The organism is Sodaliphilus sp., from assembly GCF_045598405.1.
GTDB classification, from domain to species: Bacteria; Bacteroidota; Bacteroidia; order Bacteroidales; family Muribaculaceae; genus Sodaliphilus; species Sodaliphilus limicaballi.
Genome location: NZ_JAZLLZ010000132.1, coordinates 1 through 21954, shown reverse-complemented (window position 1 = coordinate 21954; position 21954 = coordinate 1). Strand labels below are relative to the sequence as shown.

The window sequence follows — 21954 nt, the reverse complement described above, 5'->3', positions numbered from 1 at the left end:
GCGGAGTCTCTCAACTCAAAAATGAAGGGATTCCGCTCTGAGCTAAGAGGCGTGCGTGACTTACCCTTCTATCTCTACCGTTGCACTCTGATATTTGGGTAATCAGTGCTGTGGATTGCCACGGAAAATATCTACTGAGCCTATATTTTATTATGATTTTTATGCTTATTTTCAGTGTATTTCAAGCGCAGCGCCACCGCCTAAATACGACCTAAGAGAAAAGGCGCTTCGCTTGAAATCAACTAAAAATTAACAAAAAATTATTCTTCGTCAACATCTGTAACTATTCAGCAATGAAACTCCCCGCGCAGATCTCACTGAACTCACTGATTTTTTTCGTTGAAAATTATTGTTGTCCGGTAAAAAAAAGAAAATTTTTTTATTATGATTTTTATGCTTCGCTTAGATAATAGCTTGCTCTGCAAGCAAAATTGAATTACCTCATAGATAGTGTATTATCATTTTGAGGACAGAGTCCTCCATTTTAAGGGAGGTTCGCTGGTCGCGGCACGGGCTTTGCCCACTTTCCGCTGCTCACTCCCTTGAGCACGGTTTTGGGCGTGAGCCATATAAACTAAAAAAATCATTTTCTTTTTTTTCTATAGCAAGCCCCGGTTATACCAAAGTGTTGTAACTGACAGTGTTTGGATAAGTTAGTACAACTCTCGAAACTTTAACCGGACAGCAATATATTTTTCTCTCTGTGGTCTCTGTGGGAGAGGGATAGAGTGTGGGTTCAGGCGAGGTCTTCGCGTTGTTGTCATGACGGACATGTGTTTCTGCAACAATTTTGCAACAAATTTCATGTGCATTGCTTGAAAAATATGTGCTTTTTCTTGCATTTTAGCGAGATTTTTGGGAAATTTGCATGTTGAATCACTTGCATGCGATGCGTGTTGCGTGGTTTCGTGCTGCTGGAATTTATTTAATAACTAATTAATTATACAAAAACGACATTATGGGTTTCGTAAAAGAATTTAAGGAGTTTGCCGTTAAGGGCAACGTAATGGACATGGCTGTCGGTGTTATCATCGGCGGTGCATTCGGTAAGATCGTGACTTCACTCGTGGGCGATATCATCATGCCTCTCGTGGGCAAGCTCACTGGCGGTGTTGATTTCACTAATATGTTCATCAACCTGGGTGAGGGTAGCTTCAAGACTCTCGCCGAGGCACAGGAGGCTGGCGCTGCGGTGTTTGCTTATGGCGCTTTCATCCAGAACATCATTGACTTCCTCATCATCGCGCTGTGCATCTTCTTCATGGTTAAGGGTATCAACAAGCTCAACAAGAAGAAAGAAGAGGCTCCCGCTCCTGCTCCCGAACCCAGCAACGAGGAGAAGTTGCTCACCGAGATTCGCGACTTGCTCAAGAAGCAGTAAAGCTATGTAACTATTCAGCAATTTCGGGTAATATCTTCGTGCAGATTCCAAAAAGTTATTGCTGAATAGTAACGCTTAAGAAGTAGTAAAAAAAAGCGACACAACTCCACGTGTGGGGTTGTGCCGCTTTTTTTAGGTTGTTGCTCGCGGATTTTTTCTCTCTGCGTCTCGGTGGGAGATGTCGTGAGAGAATAGTTTCCGCAATCAGGATTTAGTCGGTGCACTTAGCCATAACAAACTCGCGGTTGAGGCGAGTGATGTTGCTGAGCTTGATGTTCTTGGGGCACTCGGCAGCGCAAGCACCGGTGTTGGTGCAGTTACCGAAACCGAGTTCGTCCATCTTGCTGAGCATAGCCTTCACGCGCTTCTTTGCCTCGGCGCGTCCCTGGGGCAGGAGAGCGAACTGGCTCACCTTGGCCGAAACGAAGAGCATAGCCGAGCCGTTCTTGCAGGCAGCAACACAAGCGCCGCAGCCGATGCAAGATGCGCTGTCCATGGCCTCGTCGGCAGCAACCTTGCTGATGGGGAGTGCGTTAGCATCCTGGGCGCCGCCGCAGTTGAAGCTAACGTAACCGCCAGCCTGCTGAATCTTGTCGAAGGCGTTGCGATCTACCATGAGGTCCTTGATCACGGGGAATGCAGCGCTGCGCCAGGGCTCAACTGTGATGGTCTCGCCGTTGTGGAAGCGACGCATGTAGAGCTGGCAAGTGGTAGCGCCGGTAGCGGGGCCGTGGGGATGTCCGTTCACATAGAGTGAGCACATACCGCAGATGCCCTCGCGGCAGTCGTGGTCAAATACGATGGGTTCCTCGCCCTTCTCGATGAGCTGCTCATTGAGGATGTCGAGCATCTCGAGGAACGATGTGTCAGTGGGGATGTCCTGCATGTCGTAAGTCACAAATTGACCTTTCTCCTTGGGACCTGCCTGACGCCAAACTTTGAGTTTGAAGCTTATATTAGTATCCATTATAATCTAGGTGTTACAAAAGTTAATATTATGACTTGTAGTTACGGGTTTGAACCTTGATTGCCTCATATTCGAGTTTCTCCTTGAGCAATGAGGGAGCAACATTGTCGCTGCCTTCATACTTCCAGCAAGAAACGTAGAAGTAGTTCTGGTCGTCGCGTTTAGCCTCGCCCTCTTCGGTCTGGTGCTCCTCGCGGAAGTGACCACCGCAGCTCTCTTCACGAGTGAGTGCATCGTGTGCGATGAGCTCGCCCATGGTGATGAAGTCGCGCAGGCGGAATGCCTTGTCGAGCTCGACGTTCATGCCTTCTTGAGTGCCGGGGATGAACAGGTTGGTTTCAAATTCCTTGCGTATGTCCTTGATCTTGGCGAGTGCAGCCTCAAGGCTCTCCTTGGTGCGTGCCATGCCCACGTAGTCCCACATCACGTTGCCAAGCTCCTTGTGGATGCTGTCAACAGAGCGCTTGCCCTGGATAGCCATGAGGTTGTCGAGGTTGGCCTGTACCTTCTTCTCGGCCTCGTCAAACTCGGGAGTGTCGGTTGAGAAGTGGGGAACGGTGATCTGGTCGCTGAGGTAGTTCTGGATGGTGTAGGGGAGAACGAAGTAACCGTCGGCGAGACCCTGCATGAGGGCTGATGCACCGAGGCGGTTAGCGCCGTGGTCGCTGAAGTTACACTCACCGATAGCGAACAGACCCTTAACGCTGGTCTGGAGCTCGTAGTCAACCCAGATACCGCCCATTGTGTAGTGGATAGCGGGGTAGATCATCATGGGGTTGTAGTAGTCAACGCCGTTGATGTTCTTGGCGAACTCGCCGGGGTTAACGTCGGTGATTTCCTCATACATGTCGAAGAGGTTGCCGTAGCGCTGGCGCACAACGTCGATGCCCAGGCGGCCGATAGCCTCGCTGAAATCGAGGAACACGGCCTTGCCGGTGTTGTTCACGCCGAAGCCCTTGTCGCAACGCTCCTTGGCAGCACGTGAAGCCACGTCGCGGGGAACGAGGTTACCGAAGGCGGGATAACGGCGCTCCAAGTAGTAGTCGCGATCTTCCTCGGGGATGTCGCTACCCTTGATTTCACCAGCCTGAAGTTTCTTGGCGTCTTCGAGTTTCTTGGGAACCCAGATGCGGCCGTCGTTACGCAGTGACTCTGACATGAGAGTGAGCTTTGACTGCTTGTCGCCGTGCACGGGGATACAAGTGGGGTGGATCTGAACGTAAGCGGGGTTAGCGAAGAATGCGCCCTTGCGGTAGCAAGCCATAGCAGCCGATACGTTGCAGCCCATAGCGTTAGTTGACAGGAAGTAAGTGTTGCCATAACCGCCGGTAGCGATAACGACAGCGTGAGCAGCGAAGCGCTCGAGCTTGCCTGTGACGAGGTTCTTGGCGATGATACCGCGAGCACGGCCGTCGATGATAACCACGTCGTGCATCTCATAGCGGTTGAAGCTCTTCACCTTGCCTGCCTCGATCTGGCGGTTGAGTGAAGAGTAAGCGCCGAGCAGGAGCTGCTGGCCGGTCTGACCCTTGGCATAGAATGTACGGCTCACCTGAGCACCACCGAATGAACGGTTGGCGAGGAGACCGCCATACTCGCGGGCGAAAGGAACGCCCTGTGCCACGCACTGGTCGATGATATTGTTAGACACCTCGGCAAGACGATAAACGTTGGCCTCGCGAGCGCGGTAGTCACCACCCTTCACGGTGTCGTAGAACAAGCGGTAAACCGAGTCGCCGTCGTTCTGATAGTTTTTAGCAGCATTGATACCACCCTGGGCAGCGATAGAGTGAGCGCGGCGGGGTGAGTCCTGGATGCAGAAGTTGAGCACGTTGAAGCCCATCTCGCCCAGTGTTGATGCAGCCGATGCACCAGCAAGGCCTGTACCCACGACGATGATGTCGAGGCGGCGCTTGTTGGCGGGGTTCACGAGTTTTTGGTGAGCCTTATAGTTGGTCCACTTTTCAGCAACGGGACCCTCTGGGATCTTAGAGTCGGCTGCCGGCATGAAAATATCTTTGTTTTCCATTTTAATTCAGTTTAAATGATTATACACTCAGCAATCTCATCAGAATGCAAAGAACCAAGTGAAGTAGATAGCCTCAACAGCGAAAAGGCCCATCACAACGGTTGACCACACGAAACCGATGCACTTGAAGCGGCAAATCCACTTCTCGTTGGCAGTACCGAGGCTCTGGAAAGCGCTCCAGAAACCGTGTGTGAGGTGGAACCACAGAGCCACGAAGCACACGAGGTAAACGGGAAGAACCCATACCTGTCCGAACACAGCCTCGAGAGCAGCCTTGCCAGCGAGGGGATGATCGCCCATCATCTCGGGGAGCTGCATCTTAGCCCAGAAGTGATACAAGTGGAGCACGAAGAAGCAGAAAACGATGATGCCGAGCACCAGCATGTTCTGCGAAGCCCACTCTACGTTCTTGGGGCGTTTGGCTACTGCATAAGCGTCGCCACCGCGAGCTTTCTTGTTCTGCATTGAGAGCCAGAAAGCATAAATGATGTGAAGCACTGCGCCGCCAGCGATTGCCGCTGTGCCCAGGAGTGCATACCAGTTAGCGCCGAGGAACTCGCACACCTTCTCATAAGCCTCGAAGCTGATGAGGGCTACGGCGTTCATCACCGCGTGGAATGTAACGAAAAGAATGAGGAAAAGACCGGTAAGGCTCATCACAACTTTTCGTCCTACAGATGAATTAATTAACCACATAGTAGTTTTTGTAAAAAAGTTATTAATTTAGTTATTATTTAATTGTTTTATTTTCAATAGTTTATCGCGGTTTTGCAAAAAACAGGACACAAAACCGCATTTTATTTTGCAAAATTACCAAATTCCGATGTTACTTGCAAACTAATTACGGAAAAAATTCAAGAATAAATAAACGAAAGGCAATCTCCCGCAGAGGCACGGAGGACACAGTGGTTTTTTACTGGGGACACAAAGATTTTTTACTGAAAGAAATTATCCAAAATTAATAGAAATTATTTTCAGGTGGGTTCTATGTAACTATTCACCAATGGAACTCCCCGCGCGGATCTCACTGATAACACTGATTTTTTCATTGAAAATATATATAGTGGATTTTTTAGACCTCAGGGAGGTCGTAACTTTGGTTACCCGCTGGTCGCAGACCTGCGGGCTGCCGGTGGGGGTGTGAAGTGTGACAAAACGCGCGGTTGAAAACCGCTACCTTGAAACGTGCAAGGTTGCGGTCTTCAACCGCAGTATAGTGTATCGCGTTTACCCTGCCCTGCCTTCGCTTGCGCTCAGTTAGGACAGGGTTATGTGCAGAACTGCGTTCTGCGTGTCGGCTTTCAGCCTCTCATTACAAAATCATGTATGAGTGAGATCCGCGCGGGGACTCTGCAAAAAAAATCTATTGTAGTATAGTTACAACAGATTGCTCTGATTTAACTGAATAAGAAATTATTCTAATTATTTTAATTTCTTTCAGTTATTATTAAATTAGTGTTATCTGCGCGGGGATATTACCCAAAATACCATTGCTGAATAGTTACAAATCTGTGCAATCTGCGTAATCTGCGTGAGAAAAAATTCCCCGAGTTCTGCGAGTTCCCCGAGAGGCAAAAATTAGAATAATTTTCAGTAAATTTCAAGCGCAGCGCCATCACTTAAATAGGAATTAGTTGCAGATAACCTAAAAGAAAAGGTGCTCCGCTTGAAATCAACTAAAAATTATCAAAAAAATATTCTTCGTCAACATCCTCTTGTTACAAAAAGTTTTAGCAATTATGTTCCTAATGATGTTTTTTTTGTGCGGGGTTTTGTGGTTAGAGGTATTTTTTATATTTTTGTGTGACTACAATTTTTCTGTAATTATTAAACTACCTTAAAGACTTGATTATGAAGAAAATATTATCTATCATGCTGGCTGCTTTGGTTCTAGTGGCTTGCAACTCTACCGGAGAAAACAATGACGGCGAGAATGGCATGGAGCCTGGCCGAATTCTTGTGCTGTATTACTCGCAGACTGGGGCTACCGACTCGGTGGCTCGCGAGATTCAGTGCCAGCTGGATGCCGACATTGAGGAAATCCAGCTAGAGAACCCCTATAATGGCACCTACGACGAGACCATAGAGCGCTGCAAGAAGGAGATGGAAACAGGAGAGGTTCCCGCCGTCAAGCCTATCAAAGCCGACCTGGGCAAGTATGACGTGATTTTCCTGGGCTATCCTGTGTGGTTCGGCACCTATGCCCGCCCCATTGCCGGGCTGGTGAAGGCTGTTGACTTCAAGGACAAAAAGGTGGTGACATTCTGCACTTTCGGCAGCGGCGGCCTTCAGTCGAGCACTGCCGACCTGGCCAAGGCTCTTCCTGGCGCCAAAGTGGTGATGGAGGGCTACGGCGTGCGCAACGCCCGCATCTCTGCTATCCACGACGAAGTGGAGCGTTTTCTCATTGAGCATGAGTTCAAGGAGGGTTATGTCACCCCATTGCCAGCTTTCATGGAGGATCATCCGGTAACCAGCGAGGAGAAGGCTATCTTTGACCAGGCATGCGGCGATTACCCGTTCCCGCTGGGCACACCTGTGGCTGTTGCAACCCGCACCACCGACACCTCGACCGACTACATGTACACCGTGAACAGCAAGGACGAAGACGGCAAGAACGTCGTGGGACAGGTATTTGTGACCGTGGGCTTTGACGAAGGGTCCAAACCAGAATTCACACAAGTGGTGAGATGATGAGAGCAAAGACAATCCTAGCAGCAATGGCTGCGCTGGCACTCGCAGGGTGCAGCAGTTACCAGAGTTATACCGACACTATCGAGGTTAACGGCCAGCGGCTGTTTTATGCGGCCGAGGGCAAAGGCAAGCCCGTGATTCTGATCCACGGCAACGGCGGCAGTCACAATGACCTTGAGACGGCACAGCGCCAGCTCGCCCAAGCGGGCTACATGGTCTATGCCCTCGACTCTCGCGGTCAGGGCGCCAACCCGCCGCTACCCGAGTATCACTACGACGACATGGCCGAGGATGTGCTGGCATTCATCAAGGCCAAGGGCATTGAGAAACCTGCCGTCTATGGCTGGAGCGATGGCGGAAACATTGCACTCTCGCTTGAAAGCCGCTACCCCGGCACTTGCTCGCTCATCGTGACCAGCGGTGCTAATATCACTGCTCAAAATGCCATTGACCCCAAAGTTTTTACCGACATCTTCGGAACTCATGAGAACACTGACAGCATGCCTCCGCTAGTGAAGATGATGTATCTCGAACCCAATCTCACGCATGCCGACATGCAGCGCATCCAGGTGCCAGTGCTGGTGTGTGCTGGCGAGCATGACCTCATTCTGCCCGAGCACACTCGTCTCATCGCCAAATATCTGCCTCACGGCGAGGCTCTTTTTATACCAGGCGGTGACCACGGCTCTTACATCTGGCATAACCCCAAGATGGGCGAAATTTTGATTGATTATTTCAAAAAGTGCAAGTACTGACTCCGCAGCCCCGCTTTGCACTGTACATACTCGCTTGTGCGCGATGGTGAAACATTATCCTCCTATCTCCTTTGTCTTTGGAAATTCAAGAATGTCCTTGAGCCAGTCACATAAAAATAAGGGGATGTTAAGAATGTTTCCGTTGACCTTGAGATTCTTCATGGAGAAGCGCAGTCTTAATGTCGGGGAGTACTTTTCCTGATATACCTTGAAACTTTGTCCTGAGATGTTGTCTTCTGCTTTTACTTCAACTGGGTGAATTTCAATGCCGTCTTGAATCAAAAAATCCACTTCGGCTTTATTTCCAGAGATAGTCCAGTAGTGTGGAGAGAAGAAACCTTGTGTCAATAAAGAGCTGAGCACAAAATTCTCAGCCATCGCACCCTTAAATTCTTTAAGAAGATCCCCCTTTGCAACAATCGCTTCGGGTGGAAGTTCTGCCATAGTGCGAAGTATTGCCTGGTCTAGCATATACACTTTGAACGCTGTAGTGTTTTCATAATGTTTGAGAGGTAATCTTGGTGTTTCGGTAAGATATATGCGATAAACCATTCCAGAGAGTACTAGCCAGTCAAGAGCCGATTCGTACTCTCGAGCTCTTGCTCCTTCTCTTACAACCCTGAAAATAAATTTCTTGTTTTCACGAGATAACTGAGAGGGTATGCTTCTCCATATTTCCCTGATGCGAGGAATGTCTTTTGCTTCGACATGCTTGGTAAAATCATATTCATATGACTTACGTAGTTCTGTTAGGTCGTTTTCAATCTTTGCTATTCCTGCGCCGTCAAGCATGTCACTGCAAGGCTTTGGTAGTCCTCCACAAATTTGGAATCGCCGGAATTGCTCGGAGAGTTTGTTGAAGAGAATTTCTGGAAGCGGTTCCAATTCGGTCATTCGTGATTCTGCTTGCTGCATAAGAGTGGCATCGCTCATACGAAGGTATTCGCGGAATGTAACAGGGTACATTTCCAGAAAACTGACTTTGCCTACAGGAAATGTCTCATTGTGATAATTGTTATCTCTATCTGTGTTATTTCTTGTCCTTTTTTGGTTTACAGCAACACCGAGTAGTGATCCAGCTGCAATAATATGATATTCAGGAGCATCTTCCTTGAAGTATTTAAGCGAGTTTAGTGCTGCCTTGCATTCTTGTATTTCATCGAAGAAGATAAGAGTATCCTCTTTAAGTAGTGGCACGTCGGTATAAAGTTCCAGTTCTCCTAGAATTCTTTTTGCATCTTTCGTCTTTTCAAAGATGTGTTTCAGTTCTTCTTGTTTGTCAAAGTTGAAGATTGCAGTGTGTTTGTACATGGTGCGTCCGAACTCGGCTACAGTCCAAGATTTACCTATCTGTCTTGCACCCTGAATTATAAGCGGAGAACGATCCGGTTCGTTTTTCCATGCTTCTAACTTTGTGAGGATTTCTCGTTTTACTATCATGATGATTTGTTTTTATTATGGCACAAAGATAGTTGAAATTTTTTGTAAATTCACAATTTAGGTCCGAAAAATGTGACAAATATCACATAATTGCCACCTGATGTGTGAAAAATGCGGCCTTGGACAGGAAAACATTTGTGACCTTGTTTGCCTGTTCTCCATTGCTAGGTCGAGCTGACGGCAGCTGGAACAGCTAGAAATTGCCATTACACGATGGCTTTGATTTTCTTGGGAGATCCTACTAGCCAGAGTATGTCGCCTGGGGCGAAAACAATGTCGGGAGTGGGAGATAGGTATTGCGTGTCGCCGTCGTTGCCGGTGCGTTCCACCGCCACAAGCAGTGCGTTGTGGTCTTCACGCAACCTTGCCCGGCGCAGGCTTTTGCCCACGAGCGACGAAGTCTGCGACAAGACGTAGCTGGCAAAGCGTGACTCGCTGGTGCCAGTGGGCACTTTCTCTTCCTCGGCCTCGACGATGGGCAGCATGTGCTCGATATGCTCCTCGGTGCCTATCACTCCCAGCGTGTCGCCAGGGAACACACGCATGTCGCCCTTGGGCACAGGGTACTGCGCTCCGCCACGCTCGATGCTCACCACGTTGACTCCATACTTGCGCCTCAGGTCGGCCTCACGCAGCGTGTCGCCGGCAAACGGGCATTTGTGCCCCACCGTGATGTATGCTATGTGAAGGTCGCTCACCAGCGTGTGCCCATGCCCCGTGCGTCGGTTCTCGCGCTCGTTCACGTTGCCTATGAAGTTTTTTTCGATGATAGAGACACGCTTTTTCAAGACGGGCGTGAGCAGCAGCAGGATCACTAATGCGATTGCCACCGATGCCACAAGGGCCACCTGGCTGGGATACACGCCCTTGAGGATGACGAGAATGAAAATGGTGTTGACGAGGATGCTGAACGAGCTCATCACCACGAGCGGCACATAAGATACCTTGCCCGAGAGCGCCAGCAGCCGCTCGCGCTCCTCGCTCTTGATGCCTGGCGCCATGATGCCGTAGAGGAACGGGATGACAAAGACGAATGTGATCACCGCCCACAAGAACTCGTCGAAGAACTCGTGTACGTTATCGTCGATCACTGGCCACAGATACTCGCCGCTGATCATAATAATGGCAAACGTCATCACAGAGTAGAGCAGCAGCCTGATGAAATATCGTTTAGCCACGTTGCGCCATATCTCGCGCGACTCTGGCATCTCGGCTGTGCGCGCTGTCTTGCTATATCCGTTCAGTGCACGGTTCCAGTTGCGAGGCAAGAGTCGTTTGATTCTTTCATAGGCAGGGTCGGCTCTCTTGATGAAGAACGGCGTGGTGAAGGTGGTGATCACCGAGACAGCCACGATGATGGGGTAGGTGGACGCATTGAGCACTCCCAGCGATGTTCCCAGCGACGCGATGATAAACGAGAATTCGCCTATCTGCGTGAGCGCGAAACCGCTCTGCACGGCATTCTTGAGTGGCTGGCCTGTGGCAAGCATGCCGAAGGTGCCGAATGTGATCATGCCCACAACCACTACCGCTGCAAGCAGAGTGATGGTGCCGGCATGCTGCATTATCACGGCTGGGTCAACCATCATGCCCACCGAGATGAAGAACACAGCCCCGAAGAGGTCCTTGATGGGCGACACGAGGCGCTCGATGCGCTTGCCCTCGATGGTGCCTGCCAGGATTGACCCCATGACAAACGCGCCCAGCGCCAGCGAGAATCCCGAATGGACTGAATAGACGGCCATGAGGAAACACAGGCCCATGCTGATGATGAGCATCATCTCGTCGCTGATGAGGCGCTTGAACCGCTTGAATAGCAATGGTATGACGAAAATACCCACCACAAACCACATGGTGAGGAAGAACGACAGTTTGAGCACGCTGCCCAGCATCTGCCCGCCCTCTACGGTGCGGTTCACTGCCACGCTCGACAGCACCACCATGAGCACCACGGCAAAGAGGTCCTCGACAATGAGCACGGCAAAAATCATGGGCACAAACCTGCGCTGACGCATGTTGAGGTCGGTGAGCGCTTTGAGAATGATAGTGGTGGATGACATCGACAACATTCCTCCCAGGAACAGGCTGTCGACGAGCCCGAACCCCAGAAGTTTGCCCACGATGAAACCAAATCCTATCATGCCCAGCACGATGATACCAGCCGTGACGACTGCCGAACCACCCACATTGAGCAGTTTCTTGAAACTGAACTCCAGTCCCAGCGAGAACAGCAGCACGATGATGCCCAGCTGCGCCCAGAACTCGATGTTCTCGCCATGGGTCACGCTGGGAACCAGGGCGAAGTGCGGACTGGCTATGAAACCAGCCACGATGTAGCCCAGCACCACGGGTTGCTTGAGCCACTTGAACAGCACTGTCGTTACAGCTCCGAGCATCAAGATCAGAGCCAGGTCGCCTATCAGGCTGTTTATTGCTTCTTCGTTCATAGTTGTAAAGCTGATTTATGAATTGCGCCACAGGGATGCGATCTTGCGCTTGATTGCAATCACGTTACCTGCGGTGATGAGTGACATGATCACCGCACCTGCAAGCAGCGACATGCCGATTCCTGACCCCACGGTGCCGAACACGCTGAGCATGTCCATGTAGTAGCAGCGCGCCACGAGCATGAGCACGATGGCGAGCACCAGCACGATGCCGTTGATTGCCACTACCATGCCTATGTAGGGCTTGGACACCTCGGCAGGCGAATATCCCAGCAGGAGCAGGTCCTGGAGCTTGCGGGTGTTCTTCTGCAGCAGCAGGTAGATGCTCAACATGAGCACGAAGAACGACAGCAGGCTGATGATGATGCCCACGGTGATGACGATGCCTATGATGAGGACAAGGAAATAATTGGCCTTGCTCGACGACATCTTGTCGCCTGCCACGTCATATCGCTTTTCCTTCATGTATTCCTCGATCTTCACGTCGCCGGGGCTGTTCACCTCAAGGATGAGTCGTTGCGGCTGCTTGGCTCCATGGGTGCCGTAGCGGGCGTTGGCCCACTGCATGAACTCCTCGGGCACGATGACGGTGTTGAGGCGGTTAGAGAATCCCACGATGCGTCCCGGCAGCATCTCGCTCAGGCCGTTGCCCGTGAGGGTAAACGCTAGCGGAATCTTGCTCATCTGGCTCTCGCTTATCTTGGGGAGACCCTGCGACGAGGCGAAACCGAAGTTGTAGAGTGCCACGTAGTCACGCGAGATGATCACCGGTATCTCGGGCCGCGACGCGTCCCATTCCCACTGTGCGTCGTTGACGTCGATGAAGTCGCTGGGTATCGACTCGAAGAAGAACTGCGTGCGCATGGCACGGTCGCCGGCAAGCCCCATGGAGGCATATACCGAGAAGTCACTGCCGGTGAATCGGCCCACCTTGCGGCACCAGGGCTGTGCCTCGATGTGGGCGATCGCCTGTTCGTCAAACTCGCCGGTGTTGCCCAGCAGCGCACCGGTGCCGGTCACGTTGCGGGTGATCACGAGGTAATCTTTGCTGAGGAAACTCTCCTCGTCGTTAAACACGGGGGCCACGTCGCCATAGAACTGCACGGCGAGGATCACGATGGTGAGTCCCACAAGGTTGGCTATCGAGAACCCGATGAGTTGCGATGCACTGATGTGCTTGCGCAACAGTTTCCATATCAATTTCATAACTTCAGTTCCTTGTCAACGTTAATCATCACATTATTTCCCACCGATGTGGCAATGATGCCAGCCCCCTGGCGTCGAGCCTCGTCGGTGACTAGCTGTGCCACGATGCGGTTGTTGGTCTCGTCGAGGTGGCTCACCGGCTCGTCAAGCATGATGAAGTCGGCAGGCTGGCACAGTGTGCGCACGATGGCCACGCGCTGCTGCTGCCCTATCGATAGCCGTCCCACGGCACTATGCGCCTTCTCGGGTATGCCCAGCATCTCGAGCATTTCCATGATTTGCGCTTCGGTCTTGAAACCAGTGAGCTGGTTCTTGAGCATGATGTTCTCGAGCGTGGTGAGCTCGGGGAACAGTCGCAGTTCCTGCGGCAGATAGGCGATGCTCTCGCGACGCACTCGGCACCACTGCTCCACGGTGAGCGTGTTCACGTCGCGCCCGTCGTGCAGGAGCGATCCGCTGAAGTCGTTGCGGTAGCCATAGATGTAGCTGCACAGCGACGACTTGCCAGTGCCGCTCTCGGCAGTGATGAGGTAGTTGCGCCCGCGCTCAAACGTCACATTGCGTAGCCACACGTCGCTGCCGGTGTCTTCACGCCCAGCAAACACGGCCGGCAGCATATTGATGAGTTCTATTTTTTTCATTAATGTGTAAATTTGATTTGCAAAGTTACTGCATATTGCTGAAAAGCGAAACGAAAACGGGTACTTTTTTTCATGCATGGCGGTTGCGCTGCTATGTATGAAAGCAAAAAGGCGGCCCCGCCGTTCGAGTGTGGCAGGGCCGCTCGGGCTATTTGCGATGCCGTGCCTTGATTAGTGGCGACGGCTGGTGTTCTGGGTCACGTGGCTGCTTGCGCTATTGCCAGTGCTGGGAGTGCGGCTTGCAAGGGTTCCGTTGTGGTTACTATTGTTATTGTTGTTGCGGTTGCCGTTGTTACCATAGTTCATGTTGTTGTGGCTGTTGTTGTGATTGTTGCCATTTCCCATGTTGTTATAGTTGCCATTGTGGTTACCGTTGTTGTTATAGTTACCGTAGTGGTTCCCCTGGTTGGTAGTCACATGCCTGTTGTGATAGTAGTTTGAGTTGTTGCTGTGGTTGCCGGTGTAGCTGTGTACCACTGCGTGATTCCTGTCAAAGAACTTGTCGTAGGCATAGTGATTATAGATTCTGAAAGTCCAACTGCCGTTTACTGCTACAACGGGGTTGTAGAAATAAGTGATGCGGCGGTATTCGTTCCACTGGCTGACGGTGAGGATGTACATTAACTTTTGCTCTCGGCTATACTCGAGGTTGGTGTAACTAGAGTACACGCTGCCCAGTGCACGGAAGAAGTCATAGTTTACCTCGTAAACGTCGTCCCACTGATAACTTGAAAGCCTTAACTCATGAGCCATTTTGTCGGTCAGGAACCAGGCTTCGTTTCTCGACTGCTCTACCGACATTGCAAATGCCTGTGAGTTTGCAAAGAGGACTGCGAGCATTACTGCTAATGAAGTTCTGAAAGTTCTCATAACGCAAAATATTTAAAAGTTAATAAATTTGTTCGTTTGTGATTTGGACTACATTAGAAGCAAAAAGTTACATCGATACTTCGCGTTTTTACCTAATTTAACAGTTTAGATATTTGGGTTTTTGTGTGGTATGTAATTGTAGTATAATATATTAGTGTGTCTTGTTTAAAAAGTGTCTCGCCAGGAAATAAGAAATTTGGACCAAAAACTCTCCCACAGAGGCATAGAGAACTAGGAGGGAGTTGCAATATAGGTGTATTGCTTGTTCTATCTGTGCGACCCCGTAGGGGACGCATCCCTGAGGCATCTATGCTGTCCGCAGGTCGGTGGATCCGCGGTTAACAAAGGTTACGACCTCGTTGAGGTCTCGCACTATAATGTAAGGCATATAGGTCAAATAGAATTACGTTGATTACACGATGACCTAGACCCCGTGAGGGGTCGTGACTATGGTTAACCGCAGGTCCACCGACCTGCGGATGATAAGACAATCTATCGGCGTCCCTTGCGGGGTCGCACTATAAGGTGAGATGACGATAGTGCTGGGTAGTTGTGTCAGTCGAGTAGTTGGGTGATGAGTGTTGTGCCGGGGGCGTCTTTTATCATGGCATAGCCTTGGGCAAACTTGGTGTCGGCAATGGTGAGAAACCGGTTGCTGCCCAGGTGCGACAGGCGTTTCCTCGCCATGTCGAGGGTGAGCAGTTCGAGTGCAAACGCTGGCTGGTAGGCCTCGGTCTCGTCGTCAACAATCACGCGGTGCACAAGATGAGCGTCGAGCAATCGCTTGAGCACGCGGTCAACCAGCACGAGCGGTATGTTGTATTCCTCTCCGCTCAAGTCTTGCTTGCCGATGGGAGCCTGGTCGCTCTTGAACCGGCGGGCAATGAGGGCTAGCGTCATGATGGTGAGTTCGTCTAGATAGCATTGCGAGATGCTGCCTATGTCGTCGTGATGAGTATAGTTGAAGCCATAGATGTTTTGCAGGGCGTAGGTCATGAGATTGCCCATGAGCACAAGCATCCACGACAGCTGCATCCAGAACAGCAGCAACGGCAGGAAGGCGAAACTACCGTAAATGGCATTGTAGCTCGAGACCATCATCTGGCCGGCAATGAATACCCATTGCAGCACGAAATAGAGCGTGCCGAATATCACGCCCGAGATCAACGCGTAGCGGAAGTGCACCTTGGTGTGCGGAATGATCCAGAATGCGAATGTGAACATGAACCACACGGGCAGCACTGGCATCACCTTGAGTATGCGCTCCACAACGGGCGACACGTCAACGGGGATCACCCGCTGCATCATTTCGGAGAAGAAGATTGACAAACCTGCCGAACATATCAGAAACACGGGAATAAACAGGAACAGGGCGGTGTAGTCGGTGACCTTGCGATATAGCGGGCGGTCAACTGTGATGCCCCATATCTTGTTGAGCGCTGTCTCCACGCTGCTCATCAGATTCACGAGCGTATAGACCAGCATGAGCAGGCCTATGCCCACGAATGCACCGCTGCTGGCATGTTGCAGGTAACTATCGACAAACTTCATTGCCATCTCCAGTGCTTCCTGCTGTGCCGGGAAGTATCCCATGAGCTGGCCGTGCACAAGGTTCTGGAAACCGAAGCCGCGCGCTATGGCAAACAGCATCGCCAGGGCGGGGACAAGCGACAATATCGTGCGGTAGGTGAGCGAGCAGGCGCGTTCCTGCACTTCCTTGTTCAGGAAGCAGCGCACTGCCAGGTTGGCTGCCTTCACTATCTTGTTGAGATGGCCGCCGTCCTCCACATGCCACACGCCGTGCATGCAATATTTATACGCTTGGATTAGCAAGTCCTTGGCCGACGGTTTGCTGCTTGTCATATTGATAAATTTTTTAGTATTAATGGAACCTTTCTTTTTACAAAAATCATAGTAAGTAACTATGCAATGGTATTTTGGGTAATATCCCCGCACTGATCTAACGGATCTCACGAAAAAAATCAACAATAATTATATATTTGTAGTTAATTTTCAGAGTATTTCAAGCGCAGTGCCATCACCTTTTCATACAATCTAAGAGAAAAAGGGCGCTTCGCTTGAAATTAACTAAAAATCCACAAAAAATTATTTCTTTTGTTCTTATGTCAAAAAAACAATAGATTGCTGATTTAAGCTGAATAAGAAATTATTCTAATTATTTTAATTTCTTTCAGTTATTATCAAATTCAGTGTAATCAGTGAGATCCGCGAGGGGTGTCCCATTGCTGAATAGTTATTCACAGTCAAAACTTATGTTACTTTCTATAGCCTGCTATTTTTGCTGTGATTTCGGGGATGTCGATGTTGTTGAGGCGTCCGTGATATTTCTCGGCACCCACACCAATGGTGAACACGGGTACATAGCCTCCCGAGTGTGAGCCGCTTGCCCATGAGATGCCGGCTTTGCGGTTGAGCAGGTCGCGAGCCTTGGCAGCAAGTGCCGAGTTGGTGCTGTACCAGTTCTCCTCCTTGGCATCGCCTTCAAATGCAGCCTCGTAGGCTTCGTGCAAGGTGTTTTCCTCGCTTTCCGAGAGTTTCACCTTGGTGAAGAGACCGTAACTTTCGCTCAACACGGCCTTGATGTCGTCCCATGTTTTTCTCATGCGGTTTCTTTTGAGGTTGTTGAGTTTCTCGGTCACGGCATCGGTGCTGCATGTTTGGTGTTGCAGCAGGTCGAGGTTGAGGTGGTAGGGTCCGTTGCCTGGCACGATGCCGCCGGTTTCGTGGTCGGCAGTGACAACGATGAGCGTCTCCTTGGGGTGCTTCTTGTAGAAGTCGATGGCGAGTTTGATTGACTCGTTGAAGTCGATAACGTCCTTGATAGTGGTCATCGCGTCGCGGCCGTGGCAAGCGTGGTCGATTGCGCCGCCTTCAACCATGAAGAAGAAACCGTTCTTGTTGTTCTTCATGAGCATGTTGATGCCGGTTTCAACGATCTGCGACATGGTGAGGTCTTGCTCGGTGCGGTCAATGGTGTAAGGGATGTCCCTGGGACGGTCTTTCCGCTGAACCATGATGAGCTTTTCGGCGCTTTGCCATTTTGCTCTTGCTTCGTCATAGCCGTAGGCCCAGGTGTAGCCGTGGTCGGCGCACACGGTGTGGAGGTCAACGCCGTTTTCCACCGGGCGGCGGAAGTCGGAGCCTGCGAAGTAGTCATATCCTGACTCGGCCATCTGCATGCCTATGGGGTGGTAGTGGCCGCGATTGGTTTGGTGAGCGTAGAATGCGGCAGGGGTGGCATCATCGATGATGACGTTGGTGCAGATGCCCACTTTTTTGCCACTCTGCTTTGCCCAATAGGCAATGCTGTTGACCGCCACCGAGTCGGCTGTCATGCCTAGCATGCCGCTCTTGGTCTTGTGCCCTGTTGCTAGTGCTGTGCCGGCTGCGGCCGAGTCGGTCACGTCGGTGTTGGAGGCATACGAGGTTGCGAATGTCGAATAGGGGAAATCGGCAAATTCCAGGTGCTCAATGCCGATGCGGCCTTCCAGGCTTGCCAGGTACAGCTCGGTCACGTTCACTTGGTTGAGGCCCATGCCGTCGCCTATGAAGTAGAACACATACTTTGCTTGCTGTGCCAAGGCTGATACTGTGCCAAAGGCGCACAAACCTAACAAGATAAAAAACTTTTTCATATTTATTTTTTTTGAAAGTATATAGTTTGTTCAGTTGTAGTGATTTAAAGTAACTATTCAGCAATGGTGTTCCCCGCGCGGATCTCACAGATTTCACTGATGAATTTTATTAAATATATAAATTTCTCCAATTATAAATCTTCGAGACCCGTGAAATCTGTGCGGGGAGTCCGCAAAAAAAACTATTGGAGATATAGTTGCAAATTAATAATCACTTGCTAAATAAACTTGATTAAATAGTTTATTGTTTTGCAAAGATAGTAAAAAAATGGCAAAATAGGAATTATCATGCGTAATCATCGTGCATAGGAACAATTTTTGGCACATGATGCCTAGCGGGCAATAAAAACGGTTGCGTCACGTTATATATTATGCAATGAGAATACTGCTGGTAAATAAGTTTTACTATCCTCGCGGTGGCGACTGCATGGTGACAATGGGCACCGAGCGGCTGCTGCGAGCGGCTGGTCACGACGTGGCGGTTTTTGCCATGCAATATGGGCAAAACGTTGAGCCGGAGTCGATGAGTGCTTTTGCCAGCGAGGTGTCGTTTGCCGGTGGTGTGGGGGCGAAGGTCAAAGCCCTGTGCCGCACCATGGGATGTGGCGACGTGAAGTCATCGTTCACGACCATGCTGCACGCCTTCAACCCCGACGTGGTGCATCTGCACAACATCCATTCCTATCTGTCGCCTGTGATTGCCCGTCTGGCTCATGAGCACGGATGCCGCGTGGTGTGGACCATGCACGACTACAAACTCGTGTGCCCGGCCTACACATGCCTGCATGACGGCACCCCTTGCACGCTGTGCGTGACCGGGAACAAACGCAACGTGCTCGAGAATCGCTGCATGAAGGGCTCGCTAGTGGCAAGCGCGGTGGCGTGGATCGAGGCAGTGAAGTGGAACCGCAAGACGCTGGAACGATATACCGATGCATTTATCTGCCCCAGTGAGTTCATGGCACACATGATGCGCAAGGCAGGATTTGATCCCGGCAAAATCGTGGTCCTCAACAACTTCATCACTCACATGCCTGCTACTGCCCAGCAGCGCGGCAATTATCTGTGCTACGTGGGACGACTCTCGCCCGAGAAAGGCTTGGACAAGGTGCTGGAGGTCGTGTCGCGTGTGAATTATGTCAATTTTAAGGTTGCAGGCACGGGACCGCTCGAGGTGGCTCTGCGTGAGCGATACAAATCGTGCAGCAACATAGAGTTCTTGGGACACCTCGACTCGGCCAGTGTGGCACAGCTGTTGCAGGGCGCGCATGCGTCGGTGGTGCCGTCGCAGTGGTATGAAAACAACCCGTTGAGCGTCATCGAGAGCCTGTGTGCCGGTACTCCGGTGCTTGGTTCGCACATGGGCGGAATCCCCGAACTCCTCAACGACAGCAATGGCGTCATTGTCGATCGCTACGGCAACTGGGAAAACGCATTGATACACATCATCAAGAAACCTTGGGACCACGAGGCTATTGCCCGCGAGGCACAGCAGCGCTTTGCACCCGAGACTCATTATAAACGATTAATGACTATCTATTCAAGCAAATAAACACGTAGATGAAAACAACCCAACAAGCAAGCGTGATCACCACTTTCAGGTGCAATGCCAAGTGCAACATGTGCAACATCTGGCAGCATCCCACTCATCCCAAGGAGGAGATTGACGCTTCATTATATGAGAAAATGCCCAACGGGCTGCGCATCAACATCACTGGCGGCGAGGCAACGCTGCGCAAGGACATTGACCGCATCTTTGAGATACTGCACCCCAAGGCCACATTGCTCGAATTGAGCACCAACGGCTACAATACCGACAAGATTGTGGCTCTTGCCAACAAATATCCTGACATACTCATCCGCGTGAGCGTGGAGGGACTGCCTGCCATCAACGACAGCAAGCGCGGCCTGCACAACGGCTTTGACCACGCGCTGCGCACCATGCTTGAACTCAAGAAGACCAAGTGCAAGAACATTGGCTTCTCGGTAGTTATCTCGCCCGACAACTACCAGGACCTGCTGTCGCTCTATGAGCTGTGCGTGGCCCTCGACGTGGAACTGGGCACCAGCGCCGTGCACAACTCGTGGTACTTCCGCAAGGACGACAACCAGGTGGAGAGCGAGGAAGCGCTGCGCCAGCACGAGCTCTTTGTGCGCGCCCTGCTCACCAGCAAGCGACGCACGCTCAAAGCCAGGCTCAAAGACTACGGCCGCGCATTCTTCAACCGCTCTATCCACCGCCGCCTGCGTGGCGACGAGGCAGGCTACCGCCCCGCTTGCGGAGCGTTGACCGACTTCTATTTCATCGACCCCTGGGGCAATGTGTCGCCCTGTAACGGCAGTGGCGAGGAATGGGTGATGGGCAACATCAAGGACAACACCATCGAGGAAATACTTGCCAGCGACAAGGCTCGTGAGGCAATGGAGAAGGTGAAGCAGTGCAAGCGCAACTGCGCCTTCATCGTCACAGAGCGACACGACATGGTGCGCCGCCCGTGGATTCCCATCATGTGGATTTTAAAGAACAAGTGGCGCATCGCGCGCGGTAAGGATATCTCGTGGGAAGCGTGACAAGGACGATAGCGGTGATAGGCACACGCGGGTTTCCCGGCGTGCAGGGTGGGGTAGAGGCTCATTGCGCTCACCTTTATCCCCTCATGCAGGGAGTAAACGTGAGAGTGTATCGCCGCAAGCCTTACCTCAACGAGCAATCCCGGGCCAGCTATCCCGGCATTGAGTTCGTTGACCTGCCATCTACACGCATCAAGGGGTTTGAAGCAGTGCTGCACACGCTGCTGTGTGTCGTTCACATCGCTTTGCACAGGCCCAGCGTGGTGCATGTTCACAACTTCGGCCCCGGCTATGTGATGCCGCTGCTCAAACTGCTGCGGCTGCCCACCGTGCTCACCTATCACAGCACTAACTATGAGCACGACAAGTGGGGCCGCGTGGGCAAACTGCTGCTGCGCGCTTGCGAGAAACTTGCCATGCGCTGGAGCGACCGCATCATCTTCGTCAACCGCTTCGTCATGGAGCACCAGCCACAGTGGGCGCAACGCAAGGCAGTGTATATCCCTAACGGCATAGACCCCGTCACCCCCTCGCAAGACACCCGGTTGCTGCGCGAGCACGGCATCGTGCCAGGCGACTACGTCCTTGCCGTGGGACGCCTGTCGCCCGAGAAAGGCCTTGACTACCTCGTGCAGGCGTGCGACACGCTGCCGCAGGTAGGGCAACTCGTCATTGCCGGAGCAAGCGACCACGACGACTCCTACGCACGCCTCATGCGCAGCCACGACACCGCAGGCAAAGTCGTTTTCACAGGATATGTCCAAGGCGAGATGTTGCGTCAGCTCTACAGCCATGCCCGCCTCTACGTGTTGCCCTCATTGAGCGAAGGATTCCCCATCGCCCTGCTCGAAGCGATGTCATTCGGCCTGCCCATCGTGGCAAGCGACATCCCTGCCACACGCCTCATCGACCTCCCCGACGAAGCCTACGTCCAGCCACGCGACCCCCACACCCTGGCACAAGCCATAGCCAACGCACTCAGCCACCCCCACCGCCCCACCTACGACCTCACCCACTACACCTGGAAAAAAATCGCCACCGACACATTCGAGCAGATAACAAAAATCCTGTAATTAATTTCAAGCAAGATGAGTTTAGGCGCCGGGCTTGCTGTTGGCGCAGCTGGGTTGACAGTTTCTGCACCCGAACTTGCAATTATTGGAGCTGTTGTTGTCGTGGTATATGCGATACACAAAGGCCGCAAAGTGAAATATGAAGATCCCTATGGTGGGAAAACTTCAGTTGAATAATTATTAACCCCAAAAAAATTTTTACTATGGCAAAAGATAACTCAACT

17 protein-coding genes are annotated in these 21954 nt (G+C 51.4%); 7 read left to right on the top strand and 10 right to left on the bottom strand.

The genetic code is table 11. The features are described from left to right. Window positions 1–958 precede the first annotated feature (958 nt). Entirely contained in the window at window positions 959–1381 is a 423-nt protein-coding gene (gene mscL / locus ACKI3C_RS09380) for a large conductance mechanosensitive channel protein MscL (RefSeq protein ID WP_407404357.1), read from the top strand. Between the two features lie 211 nt (window positions 1382–1592). Here mscL and ACKI3C_RS09375 read toward each other — a convergent pair whose 3' ends face one another. From ACKI3C_RS09375 to ACKI3C_RS09365, 3 genes are read right to left on the bottom strand one after another with little or no spacing between them, the layout of a single operon-like run. Next, window positions 1593–2348 (bottom strand): succinate dehydrogenase/fumarate reductase iron-sulfur subunit, encoded by a 756-nt coding sequence (locus tag ACKI3C_RS09375; protein WP_407404355.1) that lies wholly within the window; start codon window positions 2346–2348, stop codon window positions 1593–1595. Between the two features lie 28 nt (window positions 2349–2376). Continuing rightward, complete coding sequence (locus tag ACKI3C_RS09370; protein ID WP_407404359.1) at window positions 2377–4356, bottom strand: fumarate reductase/succinate dehydrogenase flavoprotein subunit; 1980 nt, start codon at window positions 4354–4356, stop codon at window positions 2377–2379. Window positions 4357–4416: 60 nt separating this feature from the next. Then, window positions 4417–5073 (bottom strand): succinate dehydrogenase cytochrome b subunit, encoded by a 657-nt coding sequence (locus ACKI3C_RS09365; RefSeq protein ID WP_407404353.1) that lies wholly within the window; start codon window positions 5071–5073, stop codon window positions 4417–4419. Between the two features lie 1155 nt (window positions 5074–6228). Between ACKI3C_RS09365 and ACKI3C_RS09360 the strand changes: the two genes are divergently transcribed. Together ACKI3C_RS09360 and ACKI3C_RS09355 are read left to right on the top strand one after the other, a co-directional pair. Then, a complete protein-coding gene (locus ACKI3C_RS09360) occupies window positions 6229–7071 on the top strand; it encodes a flavodoxin (protein ID WP_407404351.1) in 843 nt (280 codons plus the stop codon). Further along, complete coding sequence (locus ACKI3C_RS09355; protein ID WP_407404349.1) at window positions 7071–7826, top strand: alpha/beta fold hydrolase; 756 nt, start codon at window positions 7071–7073, stop codon at window positions 7824–7826. Before ACKI3C_RS09360 ends, ACKI3C_RS09355 begins: the two co-directional genes overlap by 1 nt. 54 nt (window positions 7827–7880) lie before the next feature. On the opposite strand, the gene ACKI3C_RS09350 is transcribed toward ACKI3C_RS09355, so the two are convergent. The 7 genes from ACKI3C_RS09350 to ACKI3C_RS09320 form a co-directional block, all read right to left on the bottom strand. After that, the gene (locus ACKI3C_RS09350; protein ID WP_407404347.1) at window positions 7881–9266 is read right to left on the bottom strand and encodes an ATP-binding protein; all 1386 of its coding nucleotides are present in this window, start codon (window positions 9264–9266) and stop codon (window positions 7881–7883) included. A gap of 206 nt (window positions 9267–9472) precedes the next feature. Further along, window positions 9473–11713 (bottom strand): cation:proton antiporter, encoded by a 2241-nt coding sequence (locus tag ACKI3C_RS09345; RefSeq protein ID WP_407404345.1) that lies wholly within the window; start codon window positions 11711–11713, stop codon window positions 9473–9475. A 15-nt stretch (window positions 11714–11728) separates the two neighbouring features. Beyond that, window positions 11729–12919 (bottom strand): ABC transporter permease, encoded by a 1191-nt coding sequence (locus ACKI3C_RS09340; protein WP_407404343.1) that lies wholly within the window; start codon window positions 12917–12919, stop codon window positions 11729–11731. Continuing rightward, on the bottom strand, window positions 12916–13560 hold the full coding sequence (locus ACKI3C_RS09335) for an ATP-binding cassette domain-containing protein (RefSeq protein ID WP_407404341.1): 645 nt from the start codon (window positions 13558–13560) through the stop codon (window positions 12916–12918). The genes ACKI3C_RS09340 and ACKI3C_RS09335 overlap by 4 nt, the downstream gene beginning before the upstream one ends. A 171-nt stretch (window positions 13561–13731) precedes the next feature. Then, a complete protein-coding gene (locus tag ACKI3C_RS09330) occupies window positions 13732–14430 on the bottom strand; it encodes a hypothetical protein (RefSeq protein WP_407404339.1) in 699 nt (232 codons plus the stop codon). A gap of 555 nt (window positions 14431–14985) precedes the next feature. After that, window positions 14986–16293: a YihY/virulence factor BrkB family protein gene (locus ACKI3C_RS09325; protein WP_407404337.1), complete on the bottom strand. Its 1308-nt coding sequence runs from the start codon at window positions 16291–16293 to the stop codon at window positions 14986–14988. 413 nt (window positions 16294–16706) lie between these two features. Beyond that, window positions 16707–18086: an alkaline phosphatase gene (locus ACKI3C_RS09320; protein ID WP_407404335.1), complete on the bottom strand. Its 1380-nt coding sequence runs from the start codon at window positions 18084–18086 to the stop codon at window positions 16707–16709. A 376-nt stretch (window positions 18087–18462) separates the two neighbouring features. Between ACKI3C_RS09320 and ACKI3C_RS09315 the strand changes: the two genes are divergently transcribed. Genes ACKI3C_RS09315 through ACKI3C_RS09300 form a run of 4 tightly spaced genes read left to right on the top strand, consistent with a single transcriptional unit; the run spans window position 18463 to window position 21907 of the window. After that, a complete protein-coding gene (locus ACKI3C_RS09315; protein WP_407404333.1) occupies window positions 18463–19638 on the top strand; it encodes a glycosyltransferase family 4 protein in 1176 nt (391 codons plus the stop codon). 8 nt (window positions 19639–19646) lie between these two features. Further along, window positions 19647–20657: a radical SAM protein gene (locus ACKI3C_RS09310; protein ID WP_407404331.1), complete on the top strand. Its 1011-nt coding sequence runs from the start codon at window positions 19647–19649 to the stop codon at window positions 20655–20657. Beyond that, the gene (locus ACKI3C_RS09305; RefSeq protein WP_407404329.1) at window positions 20654–21730 is read left to right on the top strand and encodes a glycosyltransferase family 4 protein; all 1077 of its coding nucleotides are present in this window, start codon (window positions 20654–20656) and stop codon (window positions 21728–21730) included. Before ACKI3C_RS09310 ends, ACKI3C_RS09305 begins: the two co-directional genes overlap by 4 nt. 15 nt (window positions 21731–21745) lie before the next feature. Beyond that, window positions 21746–21907 carry a hypothetical protein gene (locus ACKI3C_RS09300; protein WP_407404327.1) on the top strand — a complete coding sequence of 54 codons (162 nt, stop codon included), beginning with the start codon at window positions 21746–21748 and terminating at the stop codon, window positions 21905–21907. Window positions 21908–21954: the final 47 nt, after the last annotated feature.